The organism is uncultured Bradyrhizobium sp. (assembly GCF_964252615.1).
Lineage (GTDB): Bacteria > Pseudomonadota > Alphaproteobacteria > Rhizobiales > Xanthobacteraceae > Bradyrhizobium.
This window is the reverse complement of record NZ_CAXUNQ010000027.1, coordinates 19,477-38,482: the sequence shown is the minus strand read 5'-3', so window position 1 is coordinate 38,482 and position 19,006 is coordinate 19,477. Positions and strand designations below refer to the sequence as shown.

Annotated in this window: 16 protein-coding genes; 13 read left to right on the top strand and 3 right to left on the bottom strand. The window is 58.2% G+C overall.

The window, feature by feature from the left end; genetic code table 11:
• From ACFE72_RS14815 to ACFE72_RS14770, 10 genes are all read left to right on the top strand, one after another.
• Nucleotides 1-930 (top strand): NAD-dependent epimerase/dehydratase family protein, encoded by a 930-nt coding sequence (locus ACFE72_RS14815; protein WP_375413864.1) that lies wholly within the window; start codon nt 1-3, stop codon nt 928-930.
• A 9-nt stretch (nt 931-939) separates the two neighbouring features.
• Complete coding sequence (locus tag ACFE72_RS14810) at nt 940-2,253, top strand: NAD(P)/FAD-dependent oxidoreductase (RefSeq protein WP_375413863.1); 1,314 nt, start codon at nt 940-942, stop codon at nt 2,251-2,253.
• Nucleotides 2,250-2,903 (top strand): class I SAM-dependent methyltransferase, encoded by a 654-nt coding sequence (locus ACFE72_RS14805; RefSeq protein ID WP_375413862.1) that lies wholly within the window; start codon nt 2,250-2,252, stop codon nt 2,901-2,903. The genes ACFE72_RS14810 and ACFE72_RS14805 overlap by 4 nt, the downstream gene beginning before the upstream one ends.
• A 41-nt stretch (nt 2,904-2,944) precedes the next feature.
• Nucleotides 2,945-3,343 carry a GtrA family protein gene (locus tag ACFE72_RS14800; protein WP_375413861.1) on the top strand — a complete coding sequence of 133 codons (399 nt, stop codon included), beginning with the start codon at nt 2,945-2,947 and terminating at the stop codon, nt 3,341-3,343.
• A 204-nt stretch (nt 3,344-3,547) separates the two neighbouring features.
• Complete coding sequence (gene rfbC / locus ACFE72_RS14795; protein ID WP_375413860.1) at nt 3,548-4,111, top strand: dTDP-4-dehydrorhamnose 3,5-epimerase; 564 nt, start codon at nt 3,548-3,550, stop codon at nt 4,109-4,111.
• A gap of 12 nt (nt 4,112-4,123) precedes the next feature.
• Entirely contained in the window at nt 4,124-5,176 is a 1,053-nt protein-coding gene (rfbB, locus tag ACFE72_RS14790) for a dTDP-glucose 4,6-dehydratase (protein ID WP_375413859.1), read from the top strand.
• Nucleotides 5,177-5,183: 7 nt separating this feature from the next.
• Nucleotides 5,184-6,068 (top strand): dTDP-4-dehydrorhamnose reductase, encoded by an 885-nt coding sequence (gene rfbD / locus ACFE72_RS14785; protein ID WP_375413858.1) that lies wholly within the window; start codon nt 5,184-5,186, stop codon nt 6,066-6,068.
• A gap of 13 nt (nt 6,069-6,081) precedes the next feature.
• On the top strand, nt 6,082-6,951 hold the full coding sequence (gene rfbA / locus ACFE72_RS14780) for a glucose-1-phosphate thymidylyltransferase RfbA (protein WP_375413857.1): 870 nt from the start codon (nt 6,082-6,084) through the stop codon (nt 6,949-6,951).
• 32 nt (nt 6,952-6,983) lie between these two features.
• Nucleotides 6,984-9,011: a class I SAM-dependent methyltransferase gene (locus ACFE72_RS14775; RefSeq protein ID WP_375413856.1), complete on the top strand. Its 2,028-nt coding sequence runs from the start codon at nt 6,984-6,986 to the stop codon at nt 9,009-9,011.
• Nucleotides 9,012-9,028: 17 nt separating this feature from the next.
• Nucleotides 9,029-10,162: an acyltransferase family protein gene (locus tag ACFE72_RS14770; RefSeq protein ID WP_375413855.1), complete on the top strand. Its 1,134-nt coding sequence runs from the start codon at nt 9,029-9,031 to the stop codon at nt 10,160-10,162.
• A gap of 48 nt (nt 10,163-10,210) precedes the next feature.
• Here ACFE72_RS14770 and ACFE72_RS14765 read toward each other — a convergent pair whose 3' ends face one another.
• On the bottom strand, nt 10,211-11,833 hold the full coding sequence (locus ACFE72_RS14765) for a carbamoyltransferase (RefSeq protein ID WP_375413854.1): 1,623 nt from the start codon (nt 11,831-11,833) through the stop codon (nt 10,211-10,213).
• A gap of 284 nt (nt 11,834-12,117) precedes the next feature.
• On the opposite strand from ACFE72_RS14765, the gene ACFE72_RS14760 reads away from it, so the two are divergent.
• The 3 genes from ACFE72_RS14760 to ACFE72_RS14750 are packed head-to-tail and all read left to right on the top strand — an operon-like array spanning nt 12,118 to nt 15,180.
• On the top strand, nt 12,118-13,005 hold the full coding sequence (locus ACFE72_RS14760) for an SGNH/GDSL hydrolase family protein (RefSeq protein WP_375413853.1): 888 nt from the start codon (nt 12,118-12,120) through the stop codon (nt 13,003-13,005).
• Complete coding sequence (locus ACFE72_RS14755) at nt 13,005-14,855, top strand: carbamoyltransferase (RefSeq protein WP_375413852.1); 1,851 nt, start codon at nt 13,005-13,007, stop codon at nt 14,853-14,855. The genes ACFE72_RS14760 and ACFE72_RS14755 overlap by 1 nt, the downstream gene beginning before the upstream one ends.
• Nucleotides 14,845-15,180, top strand: a complete 336-nt coding sequence (locus ACFE72_RS14750) for a hypothetical protein (RefSeq protein ID WP_375413851.1) — start codon at nt 14,845-14,847, stop codon at nt 15,178-15,180. The genes ACFE72_RS14755 and ACFE72_RS14750 overlap by 11 nt, the downstream gene beginning before the upstream one ends.
• Before the next feature lie 73 nt (nt 15,181-15,253).
• On the opposite strand, the gene ACFE72_RS14745 is transcribed toward ACFE72_RS14750, so the two are convergent.
• A complete protein-coding gene (locus ACFE72_RS14745; RefSeq protein WP_375413850.1) occupies nt 15,254-16,237 on the bottom strand; it encodes a right-handed parallel beta-helix repeat-containing protein in 984 nt (327 codons plus the stop codon).
• A 343-nt stretch (nt 16,238-16,580) separates the two neighbouring features.
• Nucleotides 16,581-18,956: a rhamnan synthesis F family protein gene (locus ACFE72_RS14740; protein ID WP_375413849.1), complete on the bottom strand. Its 2,376-nt coding sequence runs from the start codon at nt 18,954-18,956 to the stop codon at nt 16,581-16,583.
• Between the last annotated feature and the right edge of the window lie 50 nt (nt 18,957-19,006).

Sequence of the window (19,006 nt, the reverse complement as noted above, 5' to 3'; positions counted from 1 at the left end):
ATGCGAAAGATAGTCATCACCGGGGCCGCCGGCCTGGTCGGGCAGAACCTCGTGGCGCGTTTGAAGTCGCGGCCTGATCTGCAGCTCATCGGTATCGACAAGCATGCAGCCAATGTGCGTTTATTCCGCGAGGTACATCCGGACGTCCACATCATTGAAGCAGATCTCGCTCGAGCGGGAGAGTGGGCAGACGTCTTTGCGGATGCCGATACCGTGATCATCAATCAGGCGCAGATCGGCGGCCTCCATCAGGCGGAGTACGAGGCCAACAACGTCATCGCGACAGGCGAGGTCCTCGCAGCGATCCGGACCCATGCCGTGCCTTATTTCGTTGGGATGTCGTCATCCGTCGTCAATTCCTCGGCGGATGACTTCTACACCCGGTCCAAGACCGCGCAGGAAAGGCTGTACGATAAAAGCAGGGTGCCGCACGTTACGCTCAGGCCGACCCTGATGTTTGGATGGTTCGATCGAAAGCACCTGGGCTGGTTGCGGCGTTTCATGGATCGTTCGCCGGTCTTTCCGATTCCCGGAGACGGCAAATTCACACGGCAGCCGTTGTTTGTCGGCGATTTGGTTTCGATCATCATTGCATCTGTCGAGCAGCGAAAAACCGGCACGTTCGACATCTCGGGGCTCGAACAGATTTCATACCGCGATCTCATCGCCATGATCCGTGACATCGTCAAGGCACGCGCGCGGATAGTTCATATTCCCTATTCCATGTTCTGGGCCCTGCTGCGGCTCTATGGCTGTGTCGATAAGAACCCGCCGTTCACGACCGGTCAGCTTGAGGCGCTCGTGATTCCGGAAATGTTTCCGATCATTGACTGGCCCAAGGAATTCGGTATCGCATCGACGCCGCTGCGCCGGGCTTTGGAAGACACGTATCTGGATCCCAGATTTTCTTCGATCACGTTGTCGTTCTAGGGGGCGGAGATGACCCGCATTGTCGTGCTGGGTGCCGGGCCGATGGGGCTCGCGGCTGCGCAACGCGCGGTCACACTCGGCCACGAAGTCGACCTGATAGAAGCCGACGGCAAGGTCGGCGGCATGGCGGCGCATTTCGATTTTTCCGGGACTTCGATCGAGCGTTTCTACCATTTCGTTTGCAGGTCGGATGCGCCGACGTTCGCGCTGATGAGCGAGCTTGGCATCGGTGACAGGATGCGTTGGGTCGATACCTCCATGGCCTATTATACCCACGGCCAGCTTCACAAATGGGGAGATCCGATAGCACTGCTGAGGTACCCGCATCTGACGTTACTCGAGAAAATCCGAACCGGCTTGCAGATGTTCTCGACGGCAAGGTCTGCAGACTTTCACCGCATCGAGCATTTGACGTCGCGGCAGTGGATCGAGCGCGGTTCCGGCACATCTGTTTACGACGAGCTTTGGAAGCGGCTGCAGGAACTGAAGTTCCATGAATTTGCCGACCAGGTTTCCGCCTCCTGGATCGCAACGCGTATCAAGCGCATCGGCAACTCGCGCAAGTCGATGTTGCAGGAACAGCTTGGCTACATCGACGGCGGGTCGGAAACGCTAGTAGCGGCGATCGCCGGCGACATCAGAGGCAAGGGCGGCCGCATCCATTTACGGACACCAGCCGAGCGCGTGATCGTGGACCACGGCCGCGTCGCTGCCGTACGCGCCGGCGGCCATAATTACGCGGCCGATGCCGTGATCTCGACGGTTCCGATCCCCCTGGTAAACGGGCTGATCCCAGACCTGCCGCAAGACTGGAAGGACAAATACGCGGCGATCCGCAACATCGGCGTGGTCTGTCTTGTCTTCAAGCTGCGCAAGTCGGTGACGCCTCATTTCTGGGTCAACATCGTCTCCGACGATATCGATATTCCGGGAATTATTGAATTTTCCAATCTGCGCCCGGTCGGCGCCCCGATCGTATATGTTCCGTATTACATGCCGGTTACTCATATGAAATGGAAATGGACGGATCGGCAGTTCATCGAGGAGGCTTTTGGTTATATCAAGCGCATCAATCCCAGCATCGGTGACGACGATCTGATTGACGCCAAGGCAGGTCGCTTGCGCCACGCCCAGCCGATTTGCGAGCCCAACTTCCGCGACAAACTTCCGCCGGTCCAGACGCCGGTTGGCGGGCTGCAGGTTGCCGATACATGCTACTATTATCCGGAAGATCGCGGGGTCGCGGAAAGTATTCGATTGGGACGTCGCATGGCCGAGAATGTACGCAACGATCCTTCGCGGGCAGTTGCGGGAAACATATGAACGATCTGGCAAGTATTTATAAGTCGCGGTTTTCAAACACGGGCCTTGAAAAGAGGAACCGGGTTTGGAAGATATTGTGCGAAGAGTTCTTTCAGCAGCACGTGCCGCCGCAATCCACCGTGCTCGATCTGGCGTGTGGTTATGGGGAATTCATCAATAATATAAAAGCGGCCCAAAAATACGGGGTCGACCTGAATCCGGATGCAGCGGCATATCTCTCGCCCGAGGTTAATTTCAGGCTCGCGCCAGCCTGTGATCTTTCGCATATTGCAGACAACAGCCTGGATCGCGTCTTCACGTCTAATTTTCTCGAACATCTGCCGGATAAGGCTGCCTGCGACACAGTGCTCAAGGAGGTCCGGCGTACGCTGAAGCCCGGCGGCAAATTCATGATACTGGGCCCGAACATTCGATACGCCTACAAGGAATATTGGGATTACTACGATCATTGCCTGGCGCTGTCGCACCTGTCGCTGGTCGAAGGTCTTGTGCTTGCCGGCTACGAGCCGGAGAGCGTGACGGATCGTTTTCTGCCATACACCATGAACAATGCGCGACCGGCAGCCGATTGGATGGTCCGGACCTATCTGCGGATACCGTTGCTGTGGAAGGTGCTGGGAAAGCAGTTCTTTGTCATTGCGCGGAAATGAGAGGAGATGGTGAACCGGTACAGCGGCGCGCGAGATGCCTGATGAACAACCGCTTCGCACGTTTTTTCCTTGTCGGCGCGGCGGCGGCGGCGGTAAATATTCTTGGCCGCGTCTTGATTTCCTGTTTTGTGCGATTTGAATACGCGGTAGCGCTGGCCTTCCCGGTTGCACTGACGTTTGCTTTCGTCATGTCGCGGGTTTTTGTCTTTGAAGCCTCCGAACGTCCAGTTTGGAAGCAATATCTTCGCTTTTGGCTCGTCAATCTTGTCGCGCTGATTCAGGTTTGGCTTATCAGCATCGGTCTGACCTACTGGCTCTTTCCAGCGGTCGGGTGGACCTTTTACCCGGAACTGTGTGCGCACATCATCGCGGTATGTAGCCCGGTCCTGACCAGTTACTATGCGCATAAGGTCTTCACTTTTAGCGGGAAGAGCGGGTGACGTAGACGTCCGGCCGATCGTGGCGACGATTGTCAGAATAGACCAGCGCAGGCCGGCGCGGAACATTCAACGACAAGATGCCGAAGGCTGGCAATCCCGGAAATTGACCATTTAGGGCGAAATATGTAGTGGTGTCATGGGTCCGCCGAAATCGAAACGGGGTGAGCAGGTCGAGTTATCCGCGACCTGCCGATGAGAGTGGCAATGCAAATCGAACGGCTGGAAATTCCGGACCTTCTGTTGGTGAAGCCGGCTAAGCACGGCGATCACCGGGGCTTTTTTTCAGAGACTTTTCGCGCGGACGTCTTGGTCGCCCACGGCGTAGAGGCCATCTTCGTGCAGGACAATCACGTTCATTCGGAACAAAAAGGTGTTCTCCGGGGCCTGCATTTTCAGGTGCCGCCGCATGCGCAGGGCAAGCTCGTGAGGTGCATGCGGGGGGCAATTCTCGACGTCGGCGTCGACATCCGGGTCGGGTCACCGACCTATGGACGGCATGTCGCAATTGAACTGTCGGCGGCGAACTGGCATCAGTTGTGGATACCGCCGGGCTTCGCCCATGGTTACATCACGCTCGAGGACGATTGCGAAGTCATCTACAAGGTCACCGACTATTACGCGCCCGAATGCGATCGGGGCATCGCATGGGACGACCCGGCCTTCGGGATCGATTGGCGTCTACCGGCGTCGGAGGTTATTTTGTCGGACAAGGACCGGCAGCAACCCCGTCTCGCCGATGCCGCGGCTGCTTTTCAGTTTGTTCGTTAGAGGAGTTGGTTGATGCGGGTTCTTGTTACCGGAGGCGCCGGCTTTATCGGATCCGCGGTGTGCCGACACTTCATCCTGGATCTCGGATACGACGTTGTGGTCGTCGACAAGATGACGTATGCGGGGAATTTGGCGTCGCTCGCCCCGGTCGCTTCCAGTCCACGCTACGCCTTCGAAAGGCATGATATTTGCGATGCAAGCGCGATGGGCGGAATTTTCGCCAGGTATCGTCCCGACGCGGTCGTCCATCTCGCCGCTGAAAGCCATGTCGATCGCTCGATTTCCGGCTCGGATGTGTTCGTCAAGACGAACGTCCTCGGAACCTTCACGCTTCTTGAGGCGGCGCGAACGTACCTTGGGTCGCGCCGCAAAGGCGCGGAAGCCGATTTCCGCTTCATCCATGTGTCGACCGATGAAGTGTACGGTTCACTGGGAGAGCACGGGCTGTTTACGGAGACGACGCCGTACGATCCGAGTTCTCCCTATTCCGCCACCAAAGCGGCTTCCGACCATCTCGCCAAGGCGTGGCAACGGACCTACGGACTGCCGGTGATCGTGTCGAATTGTTCGAACAATTACGGCCCCTATCACTTTCCGGAAAAACTGATTCCGCTGATCATCCTCAACGCATTGGAACGCAAGCCGCTGCCGGTGTACGGCGACGGCTCCAACGTGCGGGACTGGCTCTATGTCGAAGATCACGCGCGCGCGCTGGGCGTTATCCTGGCCAGGGGCCGTCCCGGCGAGACTTACAACATCGGCGGACGCAATGAACGGGCCAATATCGATGTCGTCCGCCAGATTTGTTCATGGATGGATCGCCTGCGCCCGGTCAATTCATCGCATCACGAGCATATTTCCTTCGTGACCGATCGGCCGGGGCATGACCAGCGCTATGCGATCGATGCCACCAAACTGGAAACCGATCTCGGCTGGCGCGCCCACGAAACGTTCGAGACCGGCATCGAAAAAACGGTTCGGTGGTATCTCGAAAATGCCGACTGGTGGCAGCCCTTGCGGGACAAGGTTTACAGCGGCGAGCGCCTCGGCCTCGTAAAGGCGTGAGGCATTGATGCGGCTGTTTGTCATCGGGGCGGAGGGGCAAGTCGCGCGCTCCCTGCGCGAGGTTGCGTCGCGCACCAACGATATCGTCTTCGGCTTCGGCGCGCGGCCCGATCTGGATCTGTTGCGCCCGGCCTCCATTGCGCAGGCACTTGCCGGGTTCCGTCCCGATCTGGTCGTCAATCCAGCCGCCTACACCGCCGTCGACAAAGCCGAATCCGAACCCGACCAGGCGTTCGCGATCAATCGCGATGGCGCGCGCGCGGTCGCTTCGGCGGCTGCCGATCGCGGTGTGCCCGTTATTCATCTCTCGACCGATTATGTCTTCGACGGTAAAAAGAAAGCACCGTATTCCGAAACCGATCCGGTGGAACCGCAAGGCGTTTATGGCCGGTCCAAGCTGGAGGGCGAACGGGCTGTCGCCGAGGCAAATCCCAGGCACATCGTGCTTAGAACGTCATGGGTCTACGCCCCGTTCGGCAGCAACTTCGTGCGAACCATGCTTCGTCTGAGCGCAGAGCGCGACCGGCTGCGGGTGGTGGACGACCAGTCCGGATATCCGACCTATGCCCCCGACATCGCCGGGGCGATCGTCACGATCGCGCGCCTATGGGCGGCCTCGGACTGGCACGCGAAATATTCGGGCGTCACCCATGTCGCCGGCCCGGATGTTCGCACCTGGTGCGGGTTCGCCCGGGAGATCGTTGCGGGGGCCGCAGCGCGGGGTGGGCGCCTTATTCCGGTTGACCCGATCTCAACTTCCGACTATCCCACGCCGGCGACGCGGCCGGCTAATTCCTGCCTGTCGAGCGAAAGGCTGGAAGCCATTTTTGGACTTCGGCTGCCGCCCTTGAAAAGTTCATTGGCCGATTGTTTGGACCGTCTCCTTCACTAGATTGGGGCATATTTTGAAGGGCATTATCCTCGCCGGCGGCAGCGGCACGCGGCTCTATCCGATGACCTTGGTTACCTCCAAGCAGTTGTTGCCGGTCTACGACAAGCCGATGATCTACTATCCGCTGACCACGCTCATGCTGGCGGGGGTCCGCGAAGTTCTGATCATTTCGACCCCGCATGACCTGCCGCTGTTCCAATCGCTGTTGGGCGACGGCGGCCAATGGGGCTTGTCGCTCTCCTACGCAGCGCAACCGCGGCCGGAAGGCCTGGCGCAAGCGTTCATCATCGGCGCCAAATTTGTCGAAGGCGGCTCATCGGCGCTGATCCTCGGCGACAACATTTTTTTCGGGCATGGCCTTCCGGATCTTTTGCAGAACGCGGTCTCCCGCACGGTCGGCGCGACGGTATTCGCCTATCACGTCGTCGACCCCGAGCGATATGGCGTGGTCGCGTTCGACCAGGCCGGGAAAGCCACCTCCATCGAGGAAAAACCGCAGCACCCGAAATCGAATTTCGCCGTTACCGGCCTTTATTTCTACGACCAGCAGGTCGTCGATATCGCCGCCAACATTCGGCCGTCCTCGCGCGGCGAACTGGAAATCACCGACTTGAACGGCGTTTATCTCGATCGCGGCCAGTTGTCGGTCGAGCGGATGGGTCGAGGATTTACCTGGCTGGATACCGGAACGCCAGATAGTCTGTTGGAGGCCGCCGAGTTCGTCGCGACCCTGGAGAGGCGGCAAGGCTTCCGCATTGCATGTCCTGAAGAAGTCGCCTTCAATCAGGGTTATATCGACATCGATCAATTGGAGCGGCTGGGTGTGGCGCTGGGAAAAAGCGATTATGCACAATATGTTCGCGATCTCGCATCAAGACCATGATTGCTGCATGTATTTAACGCCTTAGTGAAAGAATGCCCGATCCTGAGGAAAGGCCCCAGCTACGCGCGTCACACGATGGATCCCGCGAGCCTCAACTATCTGTCGTTGTAGTTGTCTATGACATTCCGCGCGAGGCGCCGCGGACGCTTCAGTCGCTGTCGGCAGGTTATCAGCGCGACATCGCACCCGGCGACTACGAGGTGATCGTGGTCGACAACGGCTCGGACCCGGCTCTCGATCCTGAACTGGTGGCGAGTTATGGGAGCAATTTTCGCCTGATCCGTGTCGCTCCGGCGTCGCCGTCGCCGGCGCACGCGGTCAATCGAGGCATTGCCGAAGCGCGCGGCGGCATCGTCGGCGTCCTGATCGACGGCGCGCGGATCGCAAGCCCGGGGCTGCTCCATTTCGCGCTGCACGGCGCGACGCTGTACGACAAGGCGGTCGTGGCGACCCTTGGCTGGTACCTGGGTTTCGACTTTCAGCGGTTCGCCATGCGGATGGGATACGATGCGGCGCAGGAGGATGCGCTGCTCGCCTCCATAAAATGGCCCGAAGACGGCTACCGGCTGTTCGAGATTTCGACGCTGGACGAATCGAGCGTCGAAGGCTGGTTCTGTCCCATCGCGGAATCCAATGCGCTGTTCCTGAAAAGAGAGCTCTGGGACACGCTGCAGGGGATGGATGAGCGTTTCGACGGCCCCGGGGGCGGGCTGCTCAATCTCGATATGTTCGATCGCGCTCTGGGGCTGCCGGGTGCGCAGCTCGTCATCCTTTTGGGGGAGGGGACGTTCCATCAACTGCACGGCGGCGTCGCAACCAACAGTCCCGCCGAACGGCTGCCGGAGACCTGGCAAAAATGGGCCTCACAATATGCCCGGATCCGGCAGCGCGCGTATCAGGTTCCAGCGCCCGGCAAGCCGCCCGCTTATATCGGCACCCTGTCGCGGCCGGTGCTGCTTCATTTCACCCGCGCGGCGGTCGATCCGATCCAGCGCCGGTCAGAGCCGCCCCTGGGGCCGGCGTTCGATCGGAACCTGTGGGCGATGACCCCGCCGAAGCCGGCCGGTGATCCGGTCGTTGCCGAACTGATCAACATGGCGCACCGGGAATTTTATGCAGGGCACTATCCGGCGGTCCTTGGCCTGGCCAACCTGGCCAGGAGCCGCGCCCCCGACGAGCCCGAGCCGCTGCGGTTGCTTTCTCTGGTAGCGAGCAGTCTGGATTACAGCCATCCGATCGAGGGCGATTACTTCGTCGCCATGGGTGACGCGTTCCGCATCATGCAAAACAGTGAACTGGCCGCATCCAATTATCGAAAGGCGTTGACGTTCGACCGCGACCTCGTCAAGGCGCATGTCGGCCTCGCCACCTTGCGGTTTCCGGGCGATTTTTATTACGAATGGCTGGAACGCTTTTATACGCTTCTGGAGCCTGAAACGGTGATCGAGATCGGCGTTTTCGATGGCCAGTCGATCGCCCGCGTGCGGCCCCCGACGCTGGCCATCGGCGTCGATCCGAATCCCAGGCTGGCATACCCGCTCACCGCCGAGACGCATATTTTCACCGAAACCAGCGACGCGTTCTTTGCCCGCCGCGGACCCGATTCGCTGCTGGCCGGACGGCCGGTTGGCGTCGGCTTCATCGACGGCCTGCATCTTTACGAGCAGGCATTGATGGATTTTATCAACCTGGAGCGCTACTGCGGGCCGCGTTCGGTCATTCTGTTCCACGATACCGTGCCGCTGGACGAGGCGACGCAGAAACGGGCGTGCGACACGAAATTCCACACCGGCGACGTCTGGAAGGTCGTGCCGTGCCTCAAGCATTACCGGCCGGATCTCGATGTCTTCACCATTGCGACGCCATGGACGGGACTGACCGTGGTGACCGGCCTCGATCCGGCATCGCGGGTGCTTGCGGAGAATTTCGACGAAGCCGTCGCGCGCTTCATCGAGGCGCCGTTCGCGGACATCCAAGACCGCCTCGACAGCGCGCTTAATATCGTTTCCAATGATTGGAGCGTCGTCGAAGCGCGCCTCAAGGCGCGCCACATTATTTAGCGTCTCGAGGCGGTTCGATGACAACCAGCGTCAATCGTGGCTATATTCCGGAGATCGATCAGATCAGAGGTTATGCCGCGCTGCTTGTACTGTTTTATCACGGACTGAACTTATTCTCGCAACAAATGCTGTTCGGAGTTCTTTATGCTCCGGCCTACAGACTTCAAACCATTAATCCAATCATGGCATTTGTATATGAAGGCCACAGCGGTGTCGGCCTTTTCATCGTGCTGTCCGGTTTTATCCTGACCATGGGATGTGTCGGCCGCAAGATTGATTACGGAAAATTTCTGTTGTCGAGAATTTTACGGTTGTATCCGCTATACGTTTTTTTTCTCGCCTTTGCGGTGTGCGCCAATCGGGACGGGTTTAATTTCTCAAGCATAGTGCAAACGTTGTTGCAATTCAGTAATTTTCCAGGAGGACCGGCAAGCAATTTGACAAGTATGTTCTGGGCAGTATCCGTCGAATTCCAGTGTTACCTCGTCTTTCCATTCCTGATTATGTTTTCGGATACGAGAGGCAACATATTTCTTTTGGGCGTCATGCTGCTGGCGCTTATTTTTCGGGCCTTGCTGGTATTGGACGGCGCCAATGCACGAGACCTGTCTTACTGGACGGTGGCCGGCCGTATCGATCAGTTTGTGTTGGGGATTATCGCGGCAAGAATCTATGTCCTGCACGACCTGCGTAGCGCGCTCAAGCCCTGGTGGGTATTGGTTTCGACGTCTCTCGTCGTCATTGCCATGTTCCTGTATCACCGGTCGGGCGGTTGGATTGTAACCGCGAATTGGAAGATTTTTTGGCCCCCGATCGAAGCCGCTTTCTGGGCGTTTTTCATCGTGACCTACCTGGCCGCCGGTCGGCTGATTCCTGCGATGATCGCCAAAATGGCGACCAGGGTCGGTGAGATCAGTTACTCGATTTACCTGGTCCATTTCATCGTTTCGATGCTGATCGTCAAATACCAATGGTTTACTCGGATCAGCGGAAACCCCTATTATGACGCGCTTATCACCACGCTCGTGCTGGCGGCGCCGATCACGATATCTATCGCCTCGCTGAGCTATGTGCTGATCGAAGCGCCGTTCCTGGCCCTGCGCAAGCCGTATATCGTGCCCCATGGCGATGGTTCGGTGCAGGCCGGCTGATTGCCGAGGATCACCGCACGGGACGCAAGTTCGGCGGATGGCGAGCCGTCATGTACACAATGCCTTTTCAACCATGAAATTTCCGATAACCAGGGCATCGAGGCCGCTCCTGAAAAAACTGGCCAAGGCGTGCTCGGGAGAATTGACCAAAGGTTCGTCGTCCAGGTTAAAGCTGGTGTTCAGAACGACGGGAATCCCGGCACGAGCATCCAGTGTCGTCAGAAGCCGATGGTACAGCGGGTTCGTCTGGCGGCTGACGGCTTGCGGGCGGGCGGAGCCATCGACATGCACGACGGCGGGTAGCCGGGCGACCCACTCCGGTCGGACTGCTCCCGCCATCAGCATGTATGGTGACAATACGCGCATGTCGAAAACGTCGAAAAAGCGCTCCTCCAGCACCGAGGGAGCCAGCGGCCGCCAGGACTCTCGCCGCTTGATACGATTGACCCGATCGAGGTTCTTGTAGTCGGCAGGGTTTGCCAGGATGCTCCGGGCGCCAAGCGCACGCGGCCCGGCCTCGGCGCGACCCTGGAACCAGCCGATGGCCTTATTGTCCAGGATCGCGGAAGCCGCAGCCTCGACGGAATCGACGTCGCGATAATTTATCTGCGCGGCGCGCAGCAAATCTCGGATGTCGTCATCCGTGTACTTCGGCCCCCAATAGGCATGATCGAAATCGATCGTACATGGACTGCCGGTAAGCTGCTCATGCGCCAGAATAGCTGCTCCTAGAGCCGTCCCGGCATCGTGGCTGGCAGGCTGAATGAAGATACGGTCCACGAATTCCTGCGCCGCCAATTTTCCATTGCCCGTGCAGTTGAGCGCGACGCCGCCGGCGAGAACGAAATTCCGGCTGGACGTGCGGGCGGCCAGATGTCGCGCCATTCTCAACAGCGAGCGTTCGTAATAGTGCTGCAGGGTGGAGGCCAGATTCTGGTGGCGTTTGGTGAGAGGTTCACGCGGATCGCGCGGCGTGTTCCCCTGCAGAAACGCCCGATAACGGCCCACATCCGGCAATCCGAAAGCATCGTCGCACCAATCCGGAAGCAACTGGCCATCCGGGGTTCCGTAGGAGGCCAAACCCATGGTCTTTCCTTCGCCGGAGTGAAAGCGGAAGCCGAGCTGCTGGGTGACCAGCCCGTACAGTTCGCCCCAGCTATTTTGGGGGCTTATCTCGCCGATCACCTGAAGCGGGTGGCCCCGACGCTGATATCCGAGAAGACCGCTCAAGCGGCCGCCCCAGCCATCTAGTGAAATCACGTTGGCTTCGTCAAACCCCGATGGCGTAAAGGCGCTCGCGGCATGAGCGAGATGGTGATCGTAGTGATACAGTTCGCCATACCGAACCAGATCTGTCTCCGTGCTCAAATGCACGGCGGGGATGTGGAGGGCGGTGGCCGGTAACCCGTCTGCAAGGTATTGCGCGATCGCCTCCGTCGTCAGGTCTCCTGCGTTTGGCCGTTCAAACCCGACGGCCGTCGCGTTTACGTCCGCAGCGGTCAGCCCCGCGTATCGAAGGCAGAATTCAACCGCCCTGTAGGGATGAACCCGCGGCGCATGTTTCAGCCGCGTGAATCGTTCCTCCTCCGCAAACGCGACCAGCTTGCCATCGACGAGCAAGCAGGCGGCAGTGTTGTGCGAGATCGGGTGCGTGACGCCGATGATGACCATTAATTGCCTCGTAAGCCGTATCAGCCTTTAGAGGCTTTCACGGAAAAATCCTAGCCGGGCCTTGCATCCACGTGCATCCTCTAGAGGATCGTCGTCTCGAACAGTATTGCAGGTAGGCCATTGTATTGTTTTTCACGGTACCAGGGCTGACGAGCCGATCGACAGGTTTCTCTCTCAAATTAATGAATTCAGGATTGACGCCCGCGATCAGCGGCTCTTAATGACATCGAATCCGCGAGGATTTCTCGGCTCAGAATAGTAGAGTCGACTTCGGATTTAGGCTGTTGGGGACGAAAATTGACCGGGTATTGGTGCATAGTATGGCGGTAAAACGGAGTGTCGGATATCTCGATATCTTCCGGCCGCATCCTTTGCTGGGCTGGTCGATGTCACCGAATCAGGAACGTGAAGTTTCGTTTCGAGAGGGCGTTTTCGAAAGCATTGGCGCGGACGGTTGGCGGCGAGTGGCTGGCGCTCCTGCTGCGGCATCTTCCAGAATCGCTTTCTATGGTTGCTCATTTACCTATGGCACCGCATTGCGTGACGAAGAAACCTTCGTTTCGTTGCTGCAGTCCAGGCTCCCTGACGCCATGATGCTGAACCGCGGTGCCGGCGGGTATGGAACTACGCAAAACTATCTTCAATTTCGCAATGACATAAAAAACCAATATATCGATGCAGCGGTTTTTTGCGTGATCAGCGATCATCGTTATCGGAACTATGCCCACCCAGTCTGGATGCGCCGCCATTTACTAATGCAATGGTACGAAATTGGCGTCGAGCAAATGCCGCGCGCACGTATCGATCGATCGGGAAAGGTCTGGATCGAATTTATTCCGATCTGGCAGCCAAGCCTGCTTCGGGAAAACTTCGACTTCATATTTCCGGACGAGTTCACTCTCGATCGTCTCACGATTGCCGTGTTGCAAGAGATACAGGACGTAGCTCGCACGCACGATATTCCGATACTGATTGCACTGCTCGACAGTGTGGACGATCCGTTTTCCGCGATCTTGCACGAGGCGATTCCATCGGCGCTGGACATCTCCACGCCTTACGATGGGGAACACACTTTTATCCCGCACGATATTCATCCCAATGTGCGGGCAAACGAAATCTTTGCGGAAAGGCTTTTTCCGCATGTTTCATCACTCGTTTCCGGGTTACGATGATGCCGCCTTACGTGCTTGGTATCTCGGCCTTGTTCCACGATTCTGCCGCGGCGCTGGTCAGAGGCCGGGAAATCGTTGCGGCCGCGCAGGAGGAGAGATTCACCCGCCGCAAGGGCGATTGGCGGTTCCCGCATGCCGCGGTCAACTATTGTCTGGGCTTAGTCCCTCAGGGTACGCCTGTTGCGGCGATCGCTTATTACGAAAATCCTATGTTCAAGGTGGACCGCATTATCTCCAATGCGATGGACGCTTACCCGCGAGGCGGCGCTATCTGGCCGGATACGCTGAGAACATTGAGGGCACTTAACTGCGAATTGCCGGCCTTGCTGCGCGCGTTTCAGACTGGAGATGACAATATCCATTTCGTGGATCATCATCGATCCCACGCTGCATCGGCCTTCTATCCTTCGCCATTTCCGCGGGCGGCGATTCTCGTTGTGGACGGAGTCGGAGAAAGAGCCACGACTTCCATCTGGCATGGTGAAAACGACTCGATCGAGCCCGTCCGGGAGATCGCGTTCCCGCATTCCTTGGGCCTGTTGTATAGCGCCTTTACCCAATACCTGGGCTTCAAGGTCAATTCCGGCGAATACAAGCTGATGGGTCTGGCGCCGTTCGGAAAACCGGTCTTTCGCGATCTGATCCGAGAAAATCTCATCGATGTCAAAGATGACGGATCGTTCGCGCTCGACATGAAATATTTTCGCTTTGCGACCGAGAGGACGTCCATCAGTCCGTTGTTTTCGGAGCTCTTTGGACAGCAGCCGCGCAGCCCTTCCGGCGTCATTTCCTCACACCATATGAACGTCGCGGCTTCGATTCAAGTGGTCCTCAACGAAGCCATGACTGGTTTGGCTGCGCTTGCGCAAAAGTTGACGGGAGCAAACGATCTCTGCCTCGCGGGGGGCGTTGCGCTGAACTGTGTGGCAAACAGTCACATCGCCAGGCAGGTTCCTGCGATCAGCCGGATTTGGATACAGCCTGCGGCGGGTGATGCCGGCGGCGCCTTGGGTTGTGCCTTGACCACGGCGATCAAGCTCGGACGCACGAACAGCACGAAGGCGGCCCCGGTTGACAAGACCTCCGACGGGATGATGGGGGCTTTTCTCGGACCCGAGTACACCAGCGATGAAACACGTTCGGCGCTGGAGGCGCACGGCGTTGCATATGAGCTGATCGGTGAAGAAGAAGAGCTGACCGCCCGCGTTGCTGAGGCGCTGGCCGGCGGTCTGGTGATCGGCCATTTTCATGGACGAATGGAATTCGGGCCGCGTGCGCTTGGCAACAGATCAATCCTCGCCGACCCGAGGCCACCGACGATTTTTAGCCGTGTCAACCAGCAAATAAAAGGCCGGGAAGGATGGCGTCCCTTCGCGCCCGTCGTTCTTGCCGAAAAGGCCGCCGAGATATTCGATCCGCCAATCGACAGTCCCTACATGTTGTTCGTCTCCGAAGTGAGGGAGAACCTCCGCGGTGGTCCTACGATTGCCGAGTTGCGCTCTCAAGGTTTGGACTCGCCGGTCGATCTGGCAAAGGCGGTGAGATCGCAATTCCCGGCCATCACGCATTGCGATTACAGTGCGCGGTTGCAATCCGCACATCCGGAACAAAATCCAAGACTTCATCGAATCCTGACTCGTTTCTTTCAACTGACAGGATGTCCGCTGCTTCTAAACACGTCATTCAATGTGCGGGGCGAACCGATTGTTTGCTCGCCTGTCGATGCGATCCGGTCTTTTCTTAACTCAGGCTTAGATTGGCTCGTGCTCGACAGTTACGTCGTAAAAAGACAGGATTTGACCGAAGCGCAGCGAAGCATGGTGGGGAGCATCGTATATCATGCGGATTGATGCCGTCGATAAAATCGAGCTTCTTGTTGAATTATTCGAACGGCATGCGGAAGCAAAGGATGATAAAGCATGCCCGTTTCCGACCAACTCTCAATTCATGTCGGTACCGTGCGAATCAAGATCGGAGACGACGACGCTCGCGGAGATGTTGGCGGAAGCTCCCAGTATTCTAGAAGTTTTCAGCCACAACTGGCACCGCCGAAACGACCTTCGCCATGTTCCAATCGACCGCCTCGTTCGATTTTTAGCGGAAAACGCTGAAAGCATCGAACGTGATACACCGCGGTCGGCCAAGCTGCTTCATTATGTATATCCCATTGTCTGACACGCAGTCGATTCGAACAAAAACTCCGGACGCTGTAGCGTCCGGAGTTCATCTTCCAGCTTTTAAAGAGGAATTAGTTTAGAATAAGCCCACCCGAATTCACAGGAGCGAGCGGCGTGCCATCGGTGCCGTTGCCGACGATCTGATTGTTCTTGAAGGACTGCACCGTTGCACCGACGTTGCTTACTCCGGTACCGTTGTTGGAAATCGTATTGGAGCCGAGCCGCAACGATGCTTGAGCACCGGCGGCGGCAGCGCCCGAGTTGAGATTGAAACTCATAGTGCTGCCCGTAACCACTGCCGAGTTCGCTCCGCCCGAACTGGAGAGTCCAACACCGCTATTAGAGCTGGCACTCATAACGCTGTCCTTTACGTTCAGGTTGGCCGTGCCGCCGCCGCCCGACCCGTCCATGAAGATACCATTTGTGTTAGCTTCGAACTGAACCCGGTTCACAGACACGTTGGCGCCTGCTCCGCCGGTCGGCTTAATGAGAAGGCCGGCATTGCTGATCGTGCCGCCATTGTCCGTAATATAACTGTCGGCTACCAATACCTGCGCCAGCCCAGAGCTGTTAGCGACGAGGATGCCGTTGCCGTTGCTGCCGCCGCTGGCACGGCAGTTGCGGATCTGCGTCTTGTGGATGTGAAGCACGACGCCGACATTGATCATCTCGATGCCGTTGAGGCCGGTGCCGATGCATTCAATGTCCTGGCCCTTCAGCGTGACGATGCTGCCGGCCGGGGCGCTGACGATGAAGCCGTTGACGCCAGCGGAAAGCACGCCGCCCTCGGTATAGTCGCAGACCACGCTGATCGACTTGGTGATGGTCAGGGTGCCGAAGCCGCCGGGATCGAGGCAGTTGATTTCGCCGTTGACGGCGGTCTTGGAAATCGCGCCTGCATAGGTCTTGCAGGGCGCCGTGCGGCTGCACGGGTTGGCGTCGTCGCCCACGCCCGAAACCCAGGTGCGGGTGGCCTGCGCATGGGCAGGGGCTGCGAAAAGCAGCGGCGCGAACGCCAGCCCTAGCGCAGCAATCGATAGTGCAATCTTTCTCATCTTAAAAACCTCCCAATGTTAAGTTCACATCATCTGCATACGCTGCGAACATTTCTGGATGATGTCAGGTGCGTTTCAGCAGTTTTTCCGGACGGTATCGGGGTTATTTCAGCAATCATGCAACTAGAAGTAGGTAAAAACGTCCGAAAAATAAGCTGAATGCAACTTTACTGATCCGCTTCTGACGGGTCAATGAATTTTCATTGCGCGATTTGGTCGCTGTACAACGTCGAGTTCCCGGAAAACACGAACCCCGTGCAACCAAGTGGCGCCACGACATTGGCCCAGCCGATCATCTCGATCGCGGGTAATCGTTTTAATTCAGCGTCGGGTTATCGACGTGCTATCGCCGCGAGCTTCGCACATACGTGGTCGCATATTCGAATCCCGCTTTGGCAGCCGCGAATGGAATGATTCGTTCGAGCGCATGCAGCAATGTGCCGTCGATCGGCAACGGCTCCATCGGAAAATCGGCGTCGCGCAGATCGAGCCGGATCAACGGTTTCAAGGCGGCCGGCCGCGCCCAGAACATCGTGCCGACCGGGAAGTCGAAATGCAGCGGAAGGGGCTGCGGGAGCTGCATCCGCGCGGCGAGATGTTCGGCGATCTCAAGGTTCTCGTCCCAGCCGTTCAGATTCGGATCCTCGGCAAATACCAGCCCGACATGCGGATCTTCAGCGAACACGCGCAATATCGTGTCGGCCATCGCGAACTGTCCGCCGATCAGGTGTTCCCACGCGAAGTTACGCCAGCGATCCCCGGTGGTGCTTTCAACATGCAGGCTGCGTTTGCCATGAAAGTGGCCGACAACGTCGTAGGCCGAATAAAGGCCGTCCCGCAATCCCTGAAGAAAGGGCGCGAGATCGCGGCCGCGATTGCTTCCGACCGCGATCTCGACATGTCGCGTTGCGGATTTTGCGACGATGTCTGCGATCTCGTCGGCCTTCGCTTGCGTCGTCGTCGTCAAGAACAGATCGAAGGCGTGTCTGTTCTGGTTCAAGCGGCGGATAAAATCAGGCAGCAAATCGGGATAATGAAAATGGCCGTGCACGGCAATCCGGCCGGGCCTGGTCGGAACGATGTCGTCCGCGGTCGGGGTTATGACCCGGTGCGTCCATCGCCCGGACGGACGTCCGTTGCGCGCGAAATGGGCGAGCGGGTTTTCCGGTCGTTGCGGATCGAACGCCGGATTCTCGCACGCATAGATGAGCGGGTTGAATCCTTCCAACGGCCTTCGCATGAACGTGCCGGCGAGCACCTGTTTCCACGGCGCAGCCAGCCTGGCGTCGGCGAGGTATTTCCAAACCCCTGCCTCGGCGCTCCATGAATCCGAGTCGTAACCAAAATGGAGGTCCGGGTTGAAGGCTCCGTTTTGCAGAACGGTATTTTGGTCTTCCCTGAGTTGCGCCAGCGACCGACGGGCGCTGGTCCCCAGTTCGTCGAGCGCCTTCACATAGGTTTCCATGTTGAAGTTCCGGCGGGCGATCTCGGCGACGGCCATCGAGGCCCTGCGCAGCTTCGCGGGGTCGGTGACGAGGCTGCAGATCACCTTGGCGGCGGCGTTCGTGTCGAGGTGAGGAACGACGAGGTCGCGGGTTTCATCGCGGTTCGAAAGAAGCTCGGCGAACCCGGTGGTTTGATCGAAGCAAACCACCGGGATTCCCCGCAAGGCCGAATCGATGGCGACGTTCGGCAACGGATCCAGTCGCGACGACAAGAAGAAGACATCGGCGCGATCATAGGCCGGACCAAGATCGTCAAGCTCGCCGAGCAGCTCGACGTCGCCGTTCAATCCGCTTTCGTCGAGCTGCTGCTTCAACGCATCGAAGTATGGCTGATCAAACGAATAATGCGCGCCGACCCAGGCAAAGCGAACGCGGCGGTCCGGCAGCATGTGCTTGACCGCGGCGGCCGCGGCGATGAAAAGGTCCACTCCCTTCCGCATCGTCACGGTTCCGATGCCGATCACGCAGAATTCCCGGTCGGAGTTTTTCCGCGCCGGCGTTGCCGCAACCAGAGCCGAAGTTTCGTGCCGTTCGGCAGCGGCAAAGGGAAGTTTCGACGGTCCCTGCGGCAGGATCTTGAAATCCCGCGCCTGCAAGATCTTGTAATCGGCGGCTGCCGCATCGGCGACGATCCGCGCGGAAAAAACAATGGTCGAGGCCATCTTGAAAAGTCCATGGAGCATGCCGACCGGCCTGTAGGCGCTGGAAAATTCGTGCACCAGCGCCACCACGGGAATGCTCAGCGCTTCCAGTTCGGCAACGATAAATCTGCTCTCGACGGTATTGGCTATCGCATATTTGGGAGCATAATTATCGTAGATCTGACGCGCCAGCGCCTCGATCTCGCGGGGCTTCATCGGAAAATCGTCGGCCAGACATACGACGGCGGAGGCGATCGTCTCGAATGCGGAGCGCAGCGGGCCGCCGCGTTTCAACAGCACGACGACGTCGTAATGCGCGCGGAAATCGCGCGCCAGATTCCAGGCCAATATGGGCGCGCCGGTTCGCGTGGCTTCGTGAACGATCAAGAGGATGGTTTCGCGGCCGGGTTTTATCTCCGCCTTCGGAAAGGCGAGGCCGTCAGCTTTCGGGGTGGAGAACCGTCTTGAGATCCGGTCGGCAACGCCAAGAACCCTCCTGGCCAGCCGTTTGGCCCATGGCGGCAATTTCCTGGCTAACCGCCTGACCGGCCCGTCGTCTCGCCAAATTGACATGATGAATTTTCGCTATGCAGTATTTGAGCCACAGACCTGAGCGCCGATAT